We start from the raw sequence: 17,913 nt of genomic DNA, 5'->3' as shown, positions 1-17,913 counted from the left end.
ATTGCCCGCGGTAAGTATACTAAGCAATCGTTCAAGCAAAGTTTACCTATACACCTAATCCCATTCTCTTACGACTAATGATGAGGCACTTAGTGCACTAGCTAAGTTTTTTTTGCAAGAAATATTGGGTATGACCTTGAGGATGATTTTCTACTTTACCACAAATTTCATACCCTTCCTTTAGATAAAATCCAGGTGCTTGAAAACTGAATGTATCAAGCAATATAAGTCGACATTCCTTTTCCTCTGCAAGTCTTTCAACTTGTTGGAGAAGTTTCCTTCCAACACCGTTCCCTCTCTTCTCATCTGTCACCCAAAGAAAATCGATATGAAGGTGCTGCCAGAACAATGTTGCCGAAATCCCGCCAATCACTTCATCCTCTTCTTTCATAACGAATGCGATTTCTTCAAGCGGAGTTTTAACTGCAGATGAAAGCTTCTGTTTGTTATATTCAACAACGTTCTTTCGAATGAAATCTCGTGACTCATCTCTTCTTTGTATCATTCAAATCCTCCTCATCCGAGCGTTCTTCTTGTTTCCTTAACTGGAATCTCGCTTCCTCTCTCGTATTCTACGGAAACTTCAAACGTTCCCTCCTCAAAGAACTTTGGCAGTCTCTGTTTAAACCAATCTTGCATAGGAAGCGTATGAACTAAATTTCTCTTCACCCACATTAATTAACCTTCTGGTGGATCGGGGTGCTTACTACCAGAGTAGGAAGTAGCTACATAATTAAACACGATGTACCGAAACTCTTCATCTGGAATAATAAATTCATCGACTCCCTTATATGTAAGATCGCAAGGATGAACAATAAATCCCGTTTCTTCATAAAGTTCTCTTGCAGCACCTTCGGCAAAGCTTTCTGAGAGTTCAATCTTCCCGCCTGGACCGATATAGCCAGGAAACCCTGCTTCAGGAGGTCGATTCAGTAAGAGAATTTCATCTTTTTCTCTATTATGTAAAATAACCATGGATAGTAAAGTAGCTTTTATCGTTGTCATCCATTCCACCTCCAGCAAATCCTATCTTCGTCTATGATGACAGTATATATCATTCTGAGTTAGGAACCTACTATACTATGATGAATGATTTTTAAGAAACAGGGTAACATCCAATATAGAAGGCATGATCGCGTAAGTCATACCGCCCAAGTTAGGAAAAGGAGTGATACCATGTTAACCCGCACACATTACAAAGAACGCAATCCAATGAATGAGCGATTAATCAACTGGTCAGTTGAAAATACGAAAGAAGATGACTATCAAGAGTCACAGCTTGCGATTGTTGAATGCACCTGTACGAATAGCGATGGAGACGAATTGCAAACAGTTAAAACGCTGGAAATGTCACCTGAGCATAACTCCTGGGAAGAGTGGATGGATGAACTTAAAAAAGATCGTTTTGAAATCATCCAGTGCCCAAGCTGCAAAGTATGGACGATTGATGACAAGTAAAGAAGCGTTTATGAATGTAAACGATATCGAAAAGCCCTTCTCGATGTTTGAGAAGGGCTTTCTTATTTATTACGATAGTTCTTCTAATTCAGCTGAAATAAAATCCATCAATCCTTTGATCATTGGTTCAGAGAAATCAAAATGGATACCTGCCGCTTCATACACTTCGGATAACGATACAGAGCTTCCGAGTGATAAGGCACGGTTGTAATTTTCTAGAGCCTGTTCTGGATTTTCTCTATACTGGCGATACATTTGAATCGCACCAAGTTGGGCAATAACATATTCAATATAGTAGAACGGCACTTCAAAAATATGCAGAATCAACTGCCAGTTATTCTGAATCCATTCTTCCTGCCCTGTCCAATCTACATATGAGGAATCATATGTGCGCGATAGCTCCATATATTTCTCGCTACGTTCTTTGCTCGTATGATTTGGATTCTCATACATCCAGTGCTGAAACTGATCCACCACGATACCACTAGGAAGGAAGAGGATTAACCCTTCAAGCTGATCTTTCTTAGCTCTTAGCAATTCCTTTTCATCCTGATACATAAGATTCCAGTAGTCCATCGTTAAGAGTTCCATCGACATGCTTGCTAGCTCAGCTGACTCCATAGGCGTATCTTGATAAGCTGATAGCATTTGATTACGCTTAAAATCATTATGAATGCAGTGACCCATCTCATGAAGAAGCGTAATAAAATCATCCTGTGACTTTGTACTATTCATAAAGATAAAGGAAAGCTCAGAAACCGGAAGATACTCACAAAAACCTCCCTGCGCCTTTCCTTTCCGACTTTCGAGATCAAGTGCACCTTTTTCATTCATCTCGTTTAAAAGATAAGAGAAGCGCGGAGAAAGCTTATCGAAAATATCAGATGTGCCTTTGATTAGCTCTTCGATTTTATTAAAGGGACGAAGCGGCTGCTTATCTTTCGGAACAGCCCTCGTATCCCATGGTTTATACTCCTCAATACCAAGCTCTTGCTGATGCTTTTTTTGCAGCTTTTCTTTTAGAGGAACAACGTGCTTTCGAACTGCTTCGGCTAGAGATTTACAATCCTCTGGCGTGTAATCGAACCGCTCGTATTTCTTAAACATATAATCTCTGTAATTATCGAGATTCACATTCTCAGCTTTTTTCTGACGGAGCTGAATCAGCTCGTCCATAATTTCCTGTAAGTCGTCTTTTTTCGTTAAGAGCGTCGTGAAGATTTCTTCCATAGCGCTTTTGCGAACTTCGCGATCCCCATCCTGCATCATTAAAAACATTTCGCTAAGTGTTTTTTCTTCGCCATCCCAATGAAATGAGAGACTACCTGTATGCTCAAAATAACGATTAACAATGCGATCTTCTTCAACTTCTAAGTTAATATTTTCCTCATTAAAAAGCGTCATTGCATTTTCTTTCCGAAGAAGAAATTGTTTATAATACTCTTGGTTCAGCTGCGACTTGTAAGGCGACTCCTGAAACTTTTCATCAAAAAGCCCCTCATATCGCTTTACCATAGGTTCTATGTATTCTTGATCGTGCTCGATTGTCTTTTTTGCTTCTTCACTGCTGCTATGGCACTGGAAATCAATATAGTGTCCGGCAAGTCCTTCTGCCACACCATCCATTAATAAAGATAAGCTCATCACCCATTTTTCTAATTCATCAGCAGAATGAATCGACTGATTGAGGAGCGTTTTAAACTCTTCTTCAAGAATAGAAGGATTTTTAAAATCATACTTTTCAACATAAAACGTACTCATCAACTTCCCCCTTAAGATGCTTTTATGTACCAGTTCATAGTTTACCACAGAATTTTCTGACAGGATATGTCATAACCTTTCTCATGAGTCCACATTGATGAAAGGCTTAAATCGGAAAACACAAAAATGGGACCCCACCCCGTGGATGGGACCCCTCCTGTGTGGAAAACAAAGCATCCCATCCAAGGACGGGGCTTCATTCATGCTTGTACCCGTATCATTATGATCTATAACGTAAAAACGCCAATTCGTTAATTGAAATATTATCCTTCTTTCTGATCGACTAGCCACACTTCATCATTCGTATTAATTTTTCCCGTTTGAATCACTTTCGCATACATCCCAAATAAATTACCATGTTCTTTGGCAACCTTCTTCAAGAGGTCCGGATGTTTTCCTCCAGTCTCAGGATCAACGGTGATAATCATACATCGCTCACAGGGTTTTACGATTTCAAGCATCACTTCTTTTCCGATTTGTAGAACTTTTCCTTCCCACGTTTCTTCTACAAATGGCGTTTTCTCCAACAAAGAGATTTTAAGGTTTGGTCGAAAGCGTCTTTCATCTGTTTTTTTACCCCAGGAAGATGATAACGCATCAAGAGAAGCATCCGTCACAATCAAAATGTGCTCTTCTTCAATCGGCCCTATTGGAACATTTTCCGGATGATAAACTTTCTTCGTTAGCTGCTTTGAAGATTCTTCTTCTATTTCACGTAGCCAGGTCAAATCAGACCACTTATACGTTTCTCCTTCTGGTGTAGTAATGACCGGTTCTGGATAAGCATCAAGTGATTCCGGCGCACTGAATGATGCTTGGTAACGCACGAGTGGTGGAAATTGTGTAATCGTAAAAAACGATTCTTTCTCATCTAATATCACATGACTTCGATCGCCATAAAGGCCGTAGTTCATCACCATTGTCTGAGTAACGCGTTCTCCTGTCATCGACTTCACAGGATGACGCATCAACTCACTAATTGTTCCAACTTGAATGATCATCAGCTCCCTTCTGCCTCCTTAGTATAACCAAAGAGACAGAATCTCATTTTTTTCTATAAGTCTAGTATAAACAATGAGAGATTTGCATAAAACTAGTAGAAACAAAGGAAAAAAGGAGAGATCCGAATGGAAATAAAAGAATACTACTCCATTACCCTCTATAATGAAAGACGAAGAGCGATCTTTCATTCAGAAGATGAATATGATAATTTCGAAGAGGCACAGCGTGAAGGATATGTTCTTCTTCGCAATCATCCGAAAGCAGACTTATATTCGGTAGAACGTTTTTTTGCAGTAGAAGACGTCTAAAATGACCTTTTCTTCTCAAGTAATATGGCCAATTTTTGATCAATCTCAGCTATTTCAGGATCACCAGGTAATAAAAGACTAATCTTACTAATCAGCGCAGATATTTCGTTATCAAGAAGCATCTTTTGTTCTTCTTCCTTTTTTGAAGAAACAGAAGAGCTTTTTTCTTGCACTCTTTTTCGATATTCCGCTAAATTCCTCTCAACCCTTTTAATCTGTTGATTCTCAAATACAAGAAGCTGATCACACATTTTCTCCATAAAATAAACATCATGCGAAACAATGAGAAGAGTTCCCGGAAACTCTCGAAGTGTATCTTCCAATTGCTCACGTGAAGGCAAATCTAAATGGTTTGTAGGCTCATCGAGTATCAGAAGATCATATTTGTTCATCAACATACGTGTCAGTTTCAGCTTTGTTCTCTCTCCAAGACTGAGTTGATTAATGGTGGCATGGATTCGATCTCTCCCCATTCCCATCGAAGCAAAAATCGATTTTGCCCGAAAGATCTCTTCCTTAGTTGCTACGTTTAAAACTTCAAGCGGCGTTTTTTCTTCAGGAAGATCATGCACATCCTGTGACAGATAGCCAATCTGAAGCGTTGGACTACTCCACAGTTCTCCCTCGCTAAGCGCCTCCATTCCAAGCAGCATTCGCAATAAGGTGGTTTTCCCACAACCATTTTCACCAACAATCCCCACTCGTTCCCCAGACTTCATGTAGAAAGAACTTTTTTGAAATAACCATCGTTCTTCAAAACGTTTTCCGACATTAGTCGCTTCTAATACCCGTTTACCACGTGTATCATTCGCCTGAAATTGAAAGCGTACTTCTTTCTCCTGATCAGGTTCTTCCACTTTATTTTTCTGCAGTTCCTTCTCGAGTCTCTTCTGTTTCGACTTCACCTGACGATCCATTTTCTTTGCTTTCATGCGGTAATGTTCCTTATACCCTTCCTGTTTTGTTGACTCACCGTGTGCTTTTTCAGACCAATTCGTTAATCCTGCAAGCTGACCTTCTATTCGCTTTATGTCTTTTTGCTGCTCGTCATAATGATGGAGCTGGTCTTCGTATCTTCTTTGCTTTTCGGCTCGATATGCCGTGTAATTTCCTTGATAGTCGCATATGTTACCACCTTCAACTTCAAGGATTCTGCCAACCGCTTGATCGAGAAAATAACGATCATGAGATATAACAAGAACAGCACCCTTAAAAGAGTGAAGCTCTCGAATTAACCAACTTACGCCTTTTCCATCTAGGTGGTTTGTTGGTTCATCTAGTATTAATAAATCCGGATGAGTCGACCAAATCTTTGTGAGCGCTAGTTTTAACTTTTCCCCACCGCTTAAATGTTCCGCTCCTTCACTAGTTGGAATAGGGCGTAATCCTAACTCCTTTTCCCTTTTAAAGTCAGAAGAATCGACTTCCAGCCCATATTGCTCAACCATCCCTGTCTGGTCAACCGACTGCTTCAGATAGCCGATATCATCTTTGAGAGTAATTCTCCCTTCATCTGGCTCGATCTCTTTTACGATTATTCTTGCTAAAGTTGTTTTACCAGCACCGTTCGGTCCAACAATTCCAATGCGCTCTCCCTTATGAATATCAAGGTTCACTTGATTAAATAACAAGTTCTCATTAAAGCTTTTTTTCAATCCTCTTATCGAAATAACGTTCACAGTATCTCCCCCAAATTTTCAGTTCAATGCTTTGAGGAGAAAAAAACCTCCCCATTACCTGGAGAGGCCTGTCGTTCCAATTTCCCATACCACCGAAAAAATGCATCACAAAGAAGCATGTTTTCGCCAGCACAAGTGATTAAAAAGGGCAGACTAATCCTATTCTCCAGAAAATCAATTTCACAATTTGAAATTAGATCTGAATAAATAAGATTAGTTCTTCATCGCTTCTTAACCATTCCCTTCGTCTTTAGTTGCCATTATTTTAAAGAATTATGTAAGCGATGTCAAATTCTTTTTTTAGCCATTTATAAAATGAATGGCCTTTAAAAAATCGAATTTTGTTGAGGACTTTTAGAAAATTAGTCGATTTTTATCCTTTTTTAGTACAAAAGGACCCTATAATGTCTCATATTCCAGACCGATATTAGAAATAGTTAAGAAATACTTTCCATTTGATAATATTTTGAAGGGGGGCCATTTCGTCCGTTGTTGTGACGTCACTGCGTACATAAGAAAAATAGAAACATAGAATATGGGGGAATACACATCGTGCGGAGTAAAATTCTTACGTTTATTATGGCCGTTATTTTAATTTTTACAGGAATGAGTTTTCCAGAAAAAACATCTGCAAGTGGTGAAATCGAACGTATCAGTGGTGCAAACAGAATTGATACTGCTCTTGAAATTTCTAAGAAGATATCACCAGGTAAGCTTGCATCAGCTGAAAAGGCTGTTATCCTCACTCGTTCAGATATGCCATTTGATGCTTTAGCAAGTTCAGGACTTGCGGGAGTAAAACAAGCACCGATATTATTAACAGGCTCATCTAAACTTGATGACAAAGTATCGGATGAACTCGCTCGTCTTGGCGCGAAAAAGGTTTATATCCTTGGAGGAACAACTGCCATTAGTCAGGGGATTGAAAATGAATTAAAAAGGACATATACAGTAGCGAGAGTTGAGGGATCAAACCGTTACGAGACGGCCAACGCTATTAATAAAGCATCAGGCCTTGATCACTCATCTACAGCTATTGTGGTAAATGGAAATCAAGTAGCAGACTCCCTATCAGCATCAAGCGTAGCTGCTATGAAAAATTATCCAATCTATTTAACAACAGAGACAAAAGCGCCATCGCTTCCTACAAATATTAAGACTGTTTATGTAATTGGAGGAAATGCTGTTCTTTCAGACGCTGTTATAAAGAAATTAGAACAGCAAGGTAAGAAGGTTGTTCGCCTTGCTGGTGACGATCGTTTCCTAACAAACATTGCAGTCAATAAAGCCTTCTTCACATCAAACTCTTCTTATATTTTAGCAAGAGGAACTTCGGTGCAACAAGATAAAGAAGATTATCCAGATGCTGTAGCTGCCGCTTCCTTAGCAGAGAAATTTAAAGCACCAGTTGTATTAGCTCACAATACGAGACCAATTCCAGACGTTCAAACTTATCTTTATCAAAACGCTTCTTCCTTGATGGTGTTAGGCGGAGAAGCAGCTATTCCTTCTAGTATCGTAGATTCTTATAAAATGAAAGAGAAAGTTGAAGAAGTTGTTTTAGAAACAGGAATTGTTACAGCTTCAAGCTTGAATGTTCGAACTTCCCCAGAAATGAATGGAACAAGAATCGGTGCATTGCCACGTAACGCTGAAGTTGATATTTATGGTTATTCAGGCGATTGGGCTAAAATTAAGTATCAGGGACAAGTAGCTTACGTGCACAGTGCTTACTTGATACCCAAAAGTAGTAACTCTTTAAACAACTTAACGATCGTTGTGGATGCTGGCCACGGTGACCATGACCCGGGCGCAAGCAATGGGAAGCTCCTTGAAAAAGACATCAATCTGGATGTAGCTCTTTATTTAGAGAAGAAACTTAAGTCAGCTGGAGCGAACGTCGTCATGACGAGAAGAGATGATTCGTTCTTAGAACTGAGAGAACGTTCGAATATCGCTAATAATTTGAATGCCGACGCATTTATTAGCGTGCATACTAATGCAGCAAGTGAAGCTGCTCACGGCATTGAAACATATTGGTATGACAAATATAGCTCTGCAGAAAGCAAAGCCTTAGCAGAAAGCATCCAAAAACGTTTGATCGAAGTAACAGAAGCAAGAAATCGTGGTGTCAAAAATCAGAGTTTCTCCGTTATTCGCGAATCTAGAATGGCAAGTGTACTTGTAGAAGTTGGGTTCTTAACAAATAATGAAGAATATAAACTTCTTCTTACACAATCCTATCGTGAAGAACTTGCTGAGGGCATTTATCAAGGTGTATTAGATTTTTATAAAACGAAGTAAGTGTCAAAAAGGAGCCTCCACTTATCCAGGAGGCTCCTATTTTATTTCTTAAATATACAATAATACGGTGTAGGCGAAGCCTACGCCCAACCGAAGTCAGCGAAGTCCTCTTTATAACCCAAGGCCAATCGAAGTCTGATTAGTATAAGACGTATATGCAATAAGTTGATTAATCTCAACGATTTCTTTTTCAGTGTATCCATGTTCTTTTAATTTCTCAAGATCCGCTTTCTCCAGACTCTTCGGGTTCGTAACAAGTTTCTCGGCATAGCTTAGAATACTTTTTATATGACTTTCAAAAGCATTTGAGCTTTCATATCTTTCAAGCTCTGCAAGAATAGACTCATCTCCACTGATTTCTTTTAATAAGTTTCCGTGCCCCGTATAACAAAACTCACAACCATTCAAATGAGAAACAAAAACGACAACTGCTTCCGTTTCAAATTCATTCAATACGCCTGCTTTAACAGCTGCTGCTAAAGGCATAAACGCTGAAAAAACGTCAGGACTTTTCGCAATAAGTCGATTAAAAACAGGAACAGGGTGTTCAAGATCTTTGTAGATTTCAAGATCCTTTAGATCTGACTGTTTAGCTGGTTTAATCCATGGCATTTTCTATCATCCCTTCTTTATCCATTCTTTATCATAACAAATAATTTTGTTTCCCCAAAAAAACCACTGTGCTAAGAAGCACAGTGGGATGAGTTGGTTTTAAAACGTTTCTTTTTTCATTCGACGATACTTTCCGATCATTGCGTAAAAGATCTTGAGGAAATATTGAACCGGTTATTTATTGAAAATGGTAAAATAAAGTCGAAAGAAATCACCAGAAATTCGAGGTGTAGTCGAATGCAGTTAATACATGACTTTTTTGTAAATATGATGATTATACTAGCTCTACTTTTTATTTATTATCAATTTTTTAGAGAAGAAAATCTATCACGAACATCTTCTTTGAAAAGAAAATCCCTTAGTGGTTTGTATGCAGGAATAATCGGGGTTTTCCTGATGATATATAGCATTCAAGTTGATGCAACGACCATTGTCGATCTAAGACATATCCCTCTTTTACTAGTCACCTTATATGGAGGTCCAGTTCCTGGAGTTATTGCTCTTATTGTGATCCAAATAACGCGCTTTATCATTGGAATAAATCTTTCTTCCTTTGTTTCACTTGGTTTGCTAACTTCTCTTTATATCGGTTACCTTATCTTTAGAGAATGGAAGATTGGGATTTTCATCAAAGCTCTCTGGATGCTCCTTTATTCCAATCTCGTCTTCAGTATCTTAATCGTCTACTTGCTACTTGATATAAAAAGCTTATTTAGTGAAATCAACGTTCTCTTCTGGATTACATCAACTGTGACAGGAGTAATGGCGATTTACACAACAGAGCATTTACGAAAAATAAATCATCTGTTTAAAGAATACAAAAAGAGTGCTACTATCGATCCCCTTACCGGGTTAAACAACGTAAGAAGCTTTGATGAAGCGTTAAATCGCGCGATACAAGAAGCAGCTACGGACGATAACAAGCCATTGTCACTTCTAGTCATTGATATCGATCATTTTAAAAAAGTGAATGATACATATGGCCACGCAGCTGGAGATATCGTATTAAAACAGTTTGGTAAGACACTAAGAAGTGCTGCTAGATTAAACGATGTTGTATCTCGAAATGGTGGAGAAGAATTTACCATCTTATTAGGGGATTGCACTAATAGTGAGGCTTTGGAGATTGGAGAACGGGTCAGATCCATGATTGAGGAAAATTCTTTTGCAATCAATAAGGATGTAAGTATTCATATCACCGCTTCACTCGGTGCAAGTACTTTTCCCGAAACTGTTCCATCTCCTGCTCAGCTTTATCGAGAAGCAGATGAAGCCCTTTATCACGCAAAGAGAAGTGGACGAAATCGCATCTGTTCAAATGAACATACCATGAAAGTCTATGAGTATTAAAAAAAGGGGCTTCCTGCCCCTTTTTCATTTCCTATCTCATGATTCTATATGAACCCTGTTTAACGATATAATAATGCTCCGACCGCTCCACTGAACTGCCCCAGATGTGGAAAGTAAGCTTTGATATCAAATAATTCCTCAAAACGTTCAAGCTGCTGTCTAAATAATGGATTCGATTGAAAAGTAGAACCGATAAATACAATGTTTGACGTAGAAATGGTTTTCGCAAATGGGATAGCCATCATTAAAATCGATTCAGAAATCATTCCAATTAAACTTGCCAGCACATCTTCATCCTTTACTTCTTGCTGCTTCATCCGCTCAATGAAACCAAAATTACTGGCAGTTAAATCACCGCCAATGGGGGAGGCATCTCCATAAATATCCTTCACCTTTAAATCGATACCATTTCGATCGCCTTTTTCTGCTAGTCGAGTAATCTCTTGAAAATCTGTTCGCGCTGTCAATAAGTAAGCAAGTCCCATGAGCATTCCACCGCCTACTCCAGTTCCTCCAAGTCTTTCAGCACTCTGGCCATTAACAGAATGAATTGATGTACCAGTTCCAACGTTCACTACTAAATAGTTATCAGGTAAATGAAGCTTTGCTTGATCCACTAGCGCTCGGATGCCTGATGTAGTCGCTTCAAATTCCGGAACCATTTCGACTTCATTATCCACAAGCTTAGCAAGAGCCATTTGCTTCCCACCAGTAATCATTAACTTTGCTTCCTCATGGCTTTTCACCCATGACACAACATCACTTATATCACTCGTTGAAAAAGTCTGATAGCAGTATTTTTCATTCTCAAGATGCACAGTTTTAATTAATGTCCCACCAGCATCGATGCCTATTTTGTTTGCCATACTCACCCCTTCTTTCCCTATCTTAATGAGATAGTTTTATTCTATCCCAGTTCGTTTAAACAAGTAAAACATAGTCAGACAGAGTCAAAGCCCCTCTATCCTTTGAAAGAATAGAGGGGCTTTGCACGAATGAATGGATCACTCTTTCGGTAGTTGAATTAATACCTTTGTACCCTGTCCTGGCTTACTCTCAATTTTAAGTCGTCCTCTATGCTCGGTTATGATTTTATTACTAACGGTCATCCCAAGCCCAATTCCTTTTTCTTTATTGGTATAGAAAGGGACCCCGATCCGCTCGAGACGTTCTTCGTCAATTCCCATGCCATTATCATGAATCTCAATGATGACCCCATTCTGATTTTCTTCAAGAATCACATCAATTTGTCCATCTTGCTCAATGGCTTCAACCGAATTTTTAAGAATATTGATAAATACCTGTTTCATTTGGTTTCTCTGACATCGAATAACAATTGACTTGAGCTGACTACTTATATTAATTCTTATGTTTTTTGATGAAGCTTGTGGCGTAAGGACTGTAATCGCGTTTTTTATTAGCTTCAGCAAACTTACTTCAGCTACCTCAGAAGCCTCAGGCTTACCAAGAGAAATAAAGCCATTCACAACCTCTTCGATATTGGTAAGCTCATCTTCAATGATTTGGTGATACGTACGGTCACTTTCCTCCTGCCTTGCTAGAAGCTTTACAAACCCCTTTATGGAAGTAAGAGGATTCCGAATTTCATGGGCAAATCCTGCTGCTACATCTCCTATCAATGCAAGCTTCTCAATATTTTCGCGATATTGTTGAAGTTGAATCTTTTCAGTGATATCTCTTGAAATAAACACGAAATGATTGACGTTTCCCTCTTCATCAATAACGGCCATTCCTTTTGCTTCAAGTATAATATCATGTCCAGAAGCATGCAGTTTACGATAAATAGTCGTAATAGGCTGTTTGGTTTCAGTTAATTTCTGAATGGCTCTCTGACACTTTTCAAAATCATCAGGATGGATAAATGTCAAAATATCTTTTCCTACAACTTCATTCTGTTCATATCCTAATACTTCCTTATAAGAAGGTGATGCATAAACAGATGTTCCTTCATTATTCATCATACAAATTAAATCATTGCTATGTTCTAGAATCATACGATGCTTTTTTTCATTCCAATGAAGCAGCATTTCGGCCTCATGCCTCTCCGTAACATCTCTTGAAACGACAACATAAGATCGCTCATTTTCATCAGAAATACATGTCCCCTGTGATTCAATGTAACGATATATTCCATCCTTACGTTGCATGCGGTATTGAATGATAAGGGGCTGTCGATATTTGACTAATTTAAAAAATTCTTTTCTTACACGTTCCTTGTCTTCTTCATGCACATATCGAATTGAACTACGTCCAATTTCATCTTCAATTCCTTCTCTTGCGTATGCTCTATATGAAGGTGAAACGTATAGTAGATTTCCTTTCGGATCAAGTAAGCTTATAATTTCATTCATATTCTCTGTAATGAGTTGATAGTTTTCAAGAGTATTTTGTACATTGGCACGATCATAATCAACCTTTTTAATAATCGCTGTCGTTTGCCCAAGAAAATTCTCCACAGGAATCCCAGTAACTTCAACAGAGATATAGGACCCGTCCTTTTTCAACCATCTTTGAACGAGAACTCCAGGGTTAACACCATTAATAGAAGCTTCGATCCGCTTTGAAACAACCTCTCTATTTTCTGGATGAACCGTCTCCCAAATTGACTTACCTTCGAGTTCACTAAAGTGATCAAACCCGAGAAGATGAACGGCCGCATCATTTAAATAAAGCCACTTTTCTTCTTTTTGAACCACTAGTGCTGTAGTAGAACTTTCGTAGTACTTAACTAATCCTGCTAATTTATCATCCCTCTGTTCCTTAGTTTCATTCTCAGGAGGAGGGCCCGAACGTCTATAGATAGCTGTATTCTCGTTATGATTCATAGCTTCTCCTTCTAAAATATGATATTCGTGCAGCGGGTCTTTTGAGGGATATGAATACTTACATATCTTCTTTAAAAATAGCCGTTTTCCTGCAACTATTCTTTAATTCAAAAAAAGAAGATAACAAATGACGTTATCTTCTCCTCCTTTGTTCAATTAGAACGTTCTTCGTACCACCTACGTCCAAAATCAACGAGATCTCGTTGATTAAAAAGTTTGCATATGGCAGCACCTATCTTCATTCTTCTAAAGTGTTCTTTCTTTTCAAATTGAAACCCAATTTGATCAAAGCAATCTGAATCATAATCAATCTCTGTATATGTTTTCCATACTCGCTCACCATTTTCGATTATTGCTGCAGACTTTTCTGAGCGTTCCTTCTTGGTTGAAGCGTGTTCAGAAAGGTGAAATGAAGTGTTACTATCATGACCTACTCCAAGCATAAGAATTTTTCCATCAAGCTTATATATCTTTCCAAGAGGTGATTCCTCTCCAAAGCCACTCTTGATTAAATGGTCATTTGTAATGAAATATTTATGTTTGCCCCAGGCAGCAAACGAGTACATCGGATGATAACTGCGCACGACACCTGGGAATGCTCTAAACAACTCCGCTACCACTCCCATGCCACGCGTAGGAGTGGTATCACAGCAAAATGCTGGCATATTCTCTCGAATAATAGGCCACCACTCTTCTGGAACTGGCGGATTCATCCAGTCTGCTGGCTCTGAATTACTCGCTGACTGCGCTGGCATGACAATCGTTCCTTCTTCTCCAACAGCTCTTATCAATGCTAATATAAGAGCTTCTGCACCCCCGCATACCCATCCTAAAGAGCTTAAAGATGTATGAACGATTAATGTCATTCCGTCCTTTACCCCAAGCTCTCTCAAATCTTTTTCAAGACTATCGATTGTAAGGGGGAAATATACCTTATTCATTACATTTCTCTCTGTCATGATTCTTCCTCCAGTAAGATGTCATAGTATGATTCTCGTTTGATGCTCAGCTTCTCTTTTTCATCAAATAAGGCTTGAAGCTCTGTAAGTTCCTTCATTTCATTAAGCTTCTGATCGATTTGATCAATCAGGGACTCAATTTCCTCAAGCTCACATTCTATTGAATTCGATTTCGTTTTATTTTCCACCTTCTGAATGGGAGGTGACGGGACTATACTCTTCCTTGACCTCCAACCATCAATCATTTCCTCGTGCTTTATCTTAGCTTCTGAATAACTATACAAATGCTGGTAAAGGTGTTGATTTTCAATCCAAAATGTCACTGGAAAACACTTATTCAGAAAATAGCGATCATGCGAGACACAAACGATCGTCCCAGAGAAGCGCTCAATCGCATCCTCTAATACCTCTCTGGAGTCAATATCAAGATGATTTGTTGGCTCATCAAGAACTAATAAATTTAGATCCTTACTCATCAATTCAGCAAGACGTAAACGCATCTTCTCGCCACCACTCAAGGAAGAAATCTTAGCAAAAACGTCATATCCGTAAAATAAAAATCGAGCTAATTCATGTCTAGCGTCTCCTTCTGATACTTTTGCTGATTCACGGTAGACATCAATGACACGTTCTTCTCCACGATCTTCTAGGACATGTTGAGAAAGGTAACCGATTTTCACACTTCCGCCTACCTTTACTTGTCCAATTGAAGGATCTACATTTCCGAGCAGAACATTTAGAAGCGTTGTCTTTCCACTTCCGTTTCTCCCAACAATAGCGACCCGCTCACCGTACCTTACGTGCAAATCAACTTCAGTAAATAATACGTTTTGTTTATAACCCGCTGTAACATTTTCGAAAGTGAGAACATCTTCTCCACTGCGCTCCTTCACGTCAAAGTCCAGGCTAATTTTCTTCCGATCTAAAACCGGACGTCTCAATTTGTCCATACGCTCTAGAGCACGTTCCATATTTCTTGCACGCTTATGAAGGGCGGCATTCGGAGGATTAGCTTGATTAGCCCATTCTCTTAAACGTTTGATCGCTTCTCTCATTTTTTTGATCTTCTTTTGCTGTTCCTGATAGGCAGCAAACTCTGTGAGCAACAACTCTTCTTTTTTCTTTACAAACTCACTATAAGATCCGTGATAGACGGTTAACTCACCATCTTCAAGATCCATTATTTTCGTAACCACTTCATTAAGAAAATACCGATCGTGTGAGATCATTAAGACCGTTCCACTATATTGCTTTAAAAAACTTTCAAGCCACTCAACCGCTTCCACATCAAGGTGATTTGTTGGTTCATCAAGTAAGAGCAAATCTGGTTCTTTTAATAACAGTAACCCCAGACTTATTTTTGTCTTTTCTCCTCCACTCAAACGATCGAATGATGCATTCAACAAATGCTGAATACCAAGTCCATTCGCGACACTTTGAATAGATGAATCTATTTCATATCCTCCCCTACGAGTAAAACTCTCAAGTAATTGCCCATATTCTTTAAGTTCACGTTCGGTTTCTTGCCCATTCGCCATTTGAGATTCAAGTACATTCATTCGTTCTTGCATTTCTACAAGATCACTAAAAGCTTTTCTTAAGACATCTTCTACCAGTACCCCTGGATAATTTGGAATTTGGGCTAAGTATCCGATCTCTGCCCCTTTTTTATAATAAATCATTCCATCATCTACCTGCTCAACACCTGCTAACAATTGAAAAAGAGTCGTCTTTCCACAACCATTCCTTCCAACAATACCTACACGTTCCTTCGCATTTATCTCAAAAGATATATCTTCAAAAATAAGAGTTCCACCAAGCATCTTACTAATTGATTGTGCTGTAACGATCATTATAATCAGTCCTTTCATTCAGATAAGCATACAAAAAACCACAGATAAGGATACACCTCACCTGTGGTTGAATCTGGCATCATTTCACTTTAAGTCTACTAAAACCTTAAGATACTTAAAGCAAATAAAAAAGAGCGACAAATTTGCCGCTCTCTTTCCAGTAATTTTATACATTCCGCCTGAAGCAGGGTAAGAGAGCCTTACGCTTTGTTTCTTATGAAGTTGCTGTTTTTGGACACACCTGTCCCCTCGGCAGCTACTTCATGAAAAATCGCACGGCAAATTGATACATAATCCATAAATTCCGTACGTACAAAAGCGTTAGACATCCCTTCCTCACCTCCTTAAATTAATACTTTCATTCTATCTGAATGCTCTGACAAAATCAACCTTCTGCTACGCGAAGACCAATGACAGAAATGACAACACAAGATATTAACACTAATTGCATTCTATTTTTGGGTTCTTTAAACCAATACATACCGATCAATACACTGCCCGCTGATCCTATGCCAGTCCATATCGCATAGGCTGTGCCTACCGGTAGAGCTTTTAATGATAAAGACAACATAAAAAAGCTCATGCTTCCGAAAAGAATTGTAAAAATAGAAGGCTTTAATTTTGTAAACCCTTCTGATAACTTCAAGCTAATAACACCGCCAACTTCACCTAGACCAGCGATTAACAATGCAATCCATGCCATTTTGCTTCCCTCCTAAGCTTCCTTTGCATTTAACTTCAAACCGATAATAGAAGAAATAAGCAATAAGATAAAAAATAGTTTTATGAAACTAATCGATTCATTTAAGAACATCATTCCAATCACAGCTGTCCCTGCTGCGCCTAATCCTGTAAATATGGCGTATGCTGTACCTACAGGTAAATATTTTAATGCTCTAGCGAAAAAGTAAAAGCTTGTTGCAATACCAACGATCGTTAACAAGCTTATAAGTGGTTTCGTAAAGCCATCTGAATATTTTAATCCAATAGCCCATAATACTTCCATCAGACCACCGATCACAAGATAGATCCATGCCATCTTATTTCTCCTCCTTACTATGAACGCCTCTAATAAATAGAGTCCAGGAATTTTCTAACCGTTTATTATGTTCTTCAGGTGAATAGTAGAAAATTTGTTCAAACATACCGTCAAGTAAACATAAATAAGCATCAAAAACTCGTTCCCATTCCTCATTTGGGAGCATCTGCTCGAGAATAGACTTAATCACTCTCTTCATCACATTCTCCGTTTTTTCAAACATTTGAGCGATTTCCTTCCGTAACGACTCTGGTGGAAATAGCATCATTCTTTTGAAAATAAGTCCCATTTCATCATTCCGTAAATACTCAGTATTTTCACGAAGAAGGTCATATAATTGGTTCTCAGGTGATTGATTGCTCAATCGTTCAGCCGTCTTTACAAAAAACGCATTGTAATCAACTGATACTTTATGAATCACACCTAAAAATAAATCTTCTTTACTTTTATAATGCGCATATAAGGAAGGTTTTTTTATGCCTACTCCTTTAGCAATATCCGAAAGGGATGTCCCTTCAAATCCATTACGTGCAAATAGAATGAGGGCCACCTCTTTAATTCGATCCTGAGTCGATTCTTTTTTCATATAACATTACCTACCGATCGTTAGTTGTTAACAAATAAAAAACGCAGGCATTTGCCTACCACTCGTTAGTTATTATATCAACAATTCCTATCTTATGCAACGATCACAAAAAAAAGCAGCCACTAGGTAAATATCGTAGTGGCTACATCTAAGGGA

Annotated in this window: 18 protein-coding genes; 4 read left to right on the top strand and 14 right to left on the bottom strand. The window is 38.6% G+C overall.

The window, feature by feature from the left end; all coding sequences use genetic code 11:
* Positions 1–97: 97 nt before the first annotated feature.
* Complete coding sequence (locus AC0VYO_RS04100) at positions 98–505, bottom strand: GNAT family N-acetyltransferase (RefSeq protein WP_303530393.1); 408 nt, start codon at positions 503–505, stop codon at positions 98–100.
* Between the two features lie 173 nt (positions 506–678).
* The gene (locus AC0VYO_RS04095) at positions 679–1,005 is read right to left on the bottom strand and encodes an NUDIX domain-containing protein (protein ID WP_475368447.1); all 327 of its coding nucleotides are present in this window, start codon (positions 1,003–1,005) and stop codon (positions 679–681) included.
* Positions 1,006–1,176: 171 nt separating this feature from the next.
* Between AC0VYO_RS04095 and AC0VYO_RS04090 the strand changes: the two genes are divergently transcribed.
* Positions 1,177–1,458, top strand: a complete 282-nt coding sequence (locus AC0VYO_RS04090) for a hypothetical protein (RefSeq protein WP_194220351.1) — start codon at positions 1,177–1,179, stop codon at positions 1,456–1,458.
* A 69-nt stretch (positions 1,459–1,527) separates the two neighbouring features.
* Here the strand turns inward: AC0VYO_RS04090 and AC0VYO_RS04085 are convergent, their stop codons facing one another.
* Positions 1,528–3,219, bottom strand: a complete 1,692-nt coding sequence (locus AC0VYO_RS04085) for a M3 family oligoendopeptidase (RefSeq protein ID WP_475366627.1) — start codon at positions 3,217–3,219, stop codon at positions 1,528–1,530.
* A 263-nt stretch (positions 3,220–3,482) separates the two neighbouring features.
* Positions 3,483–4,214 carry an MOSC domain-containing protein gene (locus tag AC0VYO_RS04080; protein WP_475369038.1) on the bottom strand — a complete coding sequence of 244 codons (732 nt, stop codon included), beginning with the start codon at positions 4,212–4,214 and terminating at the stop codon, positions 3,483–3,485.
* 132 nt (positions 4,215–4,346) lie between these two features.
* Here AC0VYO_RS04080 and AC0VYO_RS04075 point away from each other — a divergent pair, with 132 nt between their 5' ends.
* The gene (locus AC0VYO_RS04075) at positions 4,347–4,529 is read left to right on the top strand and encodes a hypothetical protein (protein ID WP_098442379.1); all 183 of its coding nucleotides are present in this window, start codon (positions 4,347–4,349) and stop codon (positions 4,527–4,529) included.
* On the opposite strand, the gene abc-f (AC0VYO_RS04070) is transcribed toward AC0VYO_RS04075, so the two are convergent.
* Positions 4,526–6,208, bottom strand: a complete 1,683-nt coding sequence (gene abc-f, locus AC0VYO_RS04070; protein ID WP_475366626.1) for a ribosomal protection-like ABC-F family protein — start codon at positions 6,206–6,208, stop codon at positions 4,526–4,528. The genes AC0VYO_RS04075 and abc-f (AC0VYO_RS04070) overlap by 4 nt on opposite strands.
* A gap of 552 nt (positions 6,209–6,760) precedes the next feature.
* Between abc-f (AC0VYO_RS04070) and AC0VYO_RS04065 the strand changes: the two genes are divergently transcribed.
* The gene (locus AC0VYO_RS04065) at positions 6,761–8,512 is read left to right on the top strand and encodes an N-acetylmuramoyl-L-alanine amidase (RefSeq protein WP_475368446.1); all 1,752 of its coding nucleotides are present in this window, start codon (positions 6,761–6,763) and stop codon (positions 8,510–8,512) included.
* Between the two features lie 111 nt (positions 8,513–8,623).
* On the opposite strand, the gene AC0VYO_RS04060 is transcribed toward AC0VYO_RS04065, so the two are convergent.
* Positions 8,624–9,124: a carboxymuconolactone decarboxylase family protein gene (locus AC0VYO_RS04060; protein ID WP_475366624.1), complete on the bottom strand. Its 501-nt coding sequence runs from the start codon at positions 9,122–9,124 to the stop codon at positions 8,624–8,626.
* 237 nt (positions 9,125–9,361) lie between these two features.
* Here AC0VYO_RS04060 and AC0VYO_RS04055 point away from each other — a divergent pair, with 237 nt between their 5' ends.
* Entirely contained in the window at positions 9,362–10,474 is a 1,113-nt protein-coding gene (locus AC0VYO_RS04055; RefSeq protein WP_475368445.1) for a GGDEF domain-containing protein, read from the top strand.
* Positions 10,475–10,533: 59 nt separating this feature from the next.
* On the opposite strand, the gene coaW is transcribed toward AC0VYO_RS04055, so the two are convergent.
* The 8 genes from coaW to AC0VYO_RS04015 form a co-directional block, all read right to left on the bottom strand.
* Positions 10,534–11,340, bottom strand: a complete 807-nt coding sequence (gene coaW, locus AC0VYO_RS04050; protein ID WP_475366619.1) for a type II pantothenate kinase — start codon at positions 11,338–11,340, stop codon at positions 10,534–10,536.
* Positions 11,341–11,478: 138 nt separating this feature from the next.
* Entirely contained in the window at positions 11,479–13,320 is a 1,842-nt protein-coding gene (locus AC0VYO_RS04045; protein ID WP_475368444.1) for a PAS domain S-box protein, read from the bottom strand.
* Between the two features lie 152 nt (positions 13,321–13,472).
* Positions 13,473–14,279 (bottom strand): AAC(3) family N-acetyltransferase, encoded by an 807-nt coding sequence (locus AC0VYO_RS04040; RefSeq protein WP_475366617.1) that lies wholly within the window; start codon positions 14,277–14,279, stop codon positions 13,473–13,475.
* Positions 14,276–16,150 carry a ribosomal protection-like ABC-F family protein gene (gene abc-f / locus AC0VYO_RS04035; protein WP_475368443.1) on the bottom strand — a complete coding sequence of 625 codons (1,875 nt, stop codon included), beginning with the start codon at positions 16,148–16,150 and terminating at the stop codon, positions 14,276–14,278. The genes AC0VYO_RS04040 and abc-f (AC0VYO_RS04035) overlap by 4 nt, the downstream gene beginning before the upstream one ends.
* Positions 16,151–16,332: 182 nt before the next feature.
* Entirely contained in the window at positions 16,333–16,461 is a 129-nt protein-coding gene (locus tag AC0VYO_RS04030; RefSeq protein WP_430243857.1) for an RAxF-45 family protein, read from the bottom strand.
* Between the two features lie 56 nt (positions 16,462–16,517).
* Entirely contained in the window at positions 16,518–16,835 is a 318-nt protein-coding gene (locus tag AC0VYO_RS04025; protein WP_194220338.1) for a DMT family transporter, read from the bottom strand.
* A 12-nt stretch (positions 16,836–16,847) separates the two neighbouring features.
* A complete protein-coding gene (locus AC0VYO_RS04020) occupies positions 16,848–17,171 on the bottom strand; it encodes a DMT family transporter (RefSeq protein ID WP_194220337.1) in 324 nt (107 codons plus the stop codon).
* A gap of 1 nt (position 17,172) precedes the next feature.
* The gene (locus tag AC0VYO_RS04015) at positions 17,173–17,757 is read right to left on the bottom strand and encodes a TetR/AcrR family transcriptional regulator (RefSeq protein WP_475368442.1); all 585 of its coding nucleotides are present in this window, start codon (positions 17,755–17,757) and stop codon (positions 17,173–17,175) included.
* Positions 17,758–17,913: the final 156 nt, after the last annotated feature.

Source organism: Anaerobacillus sp. 63XJN7_4_ISO-PGPR-S23-413 (assembly GCF_056173725.1).
The sequence above is the reverse complement of the archived record's forward strand: the minus strand, read 5'-3'. Positions and strand labels throughout refer to the sequence as shown.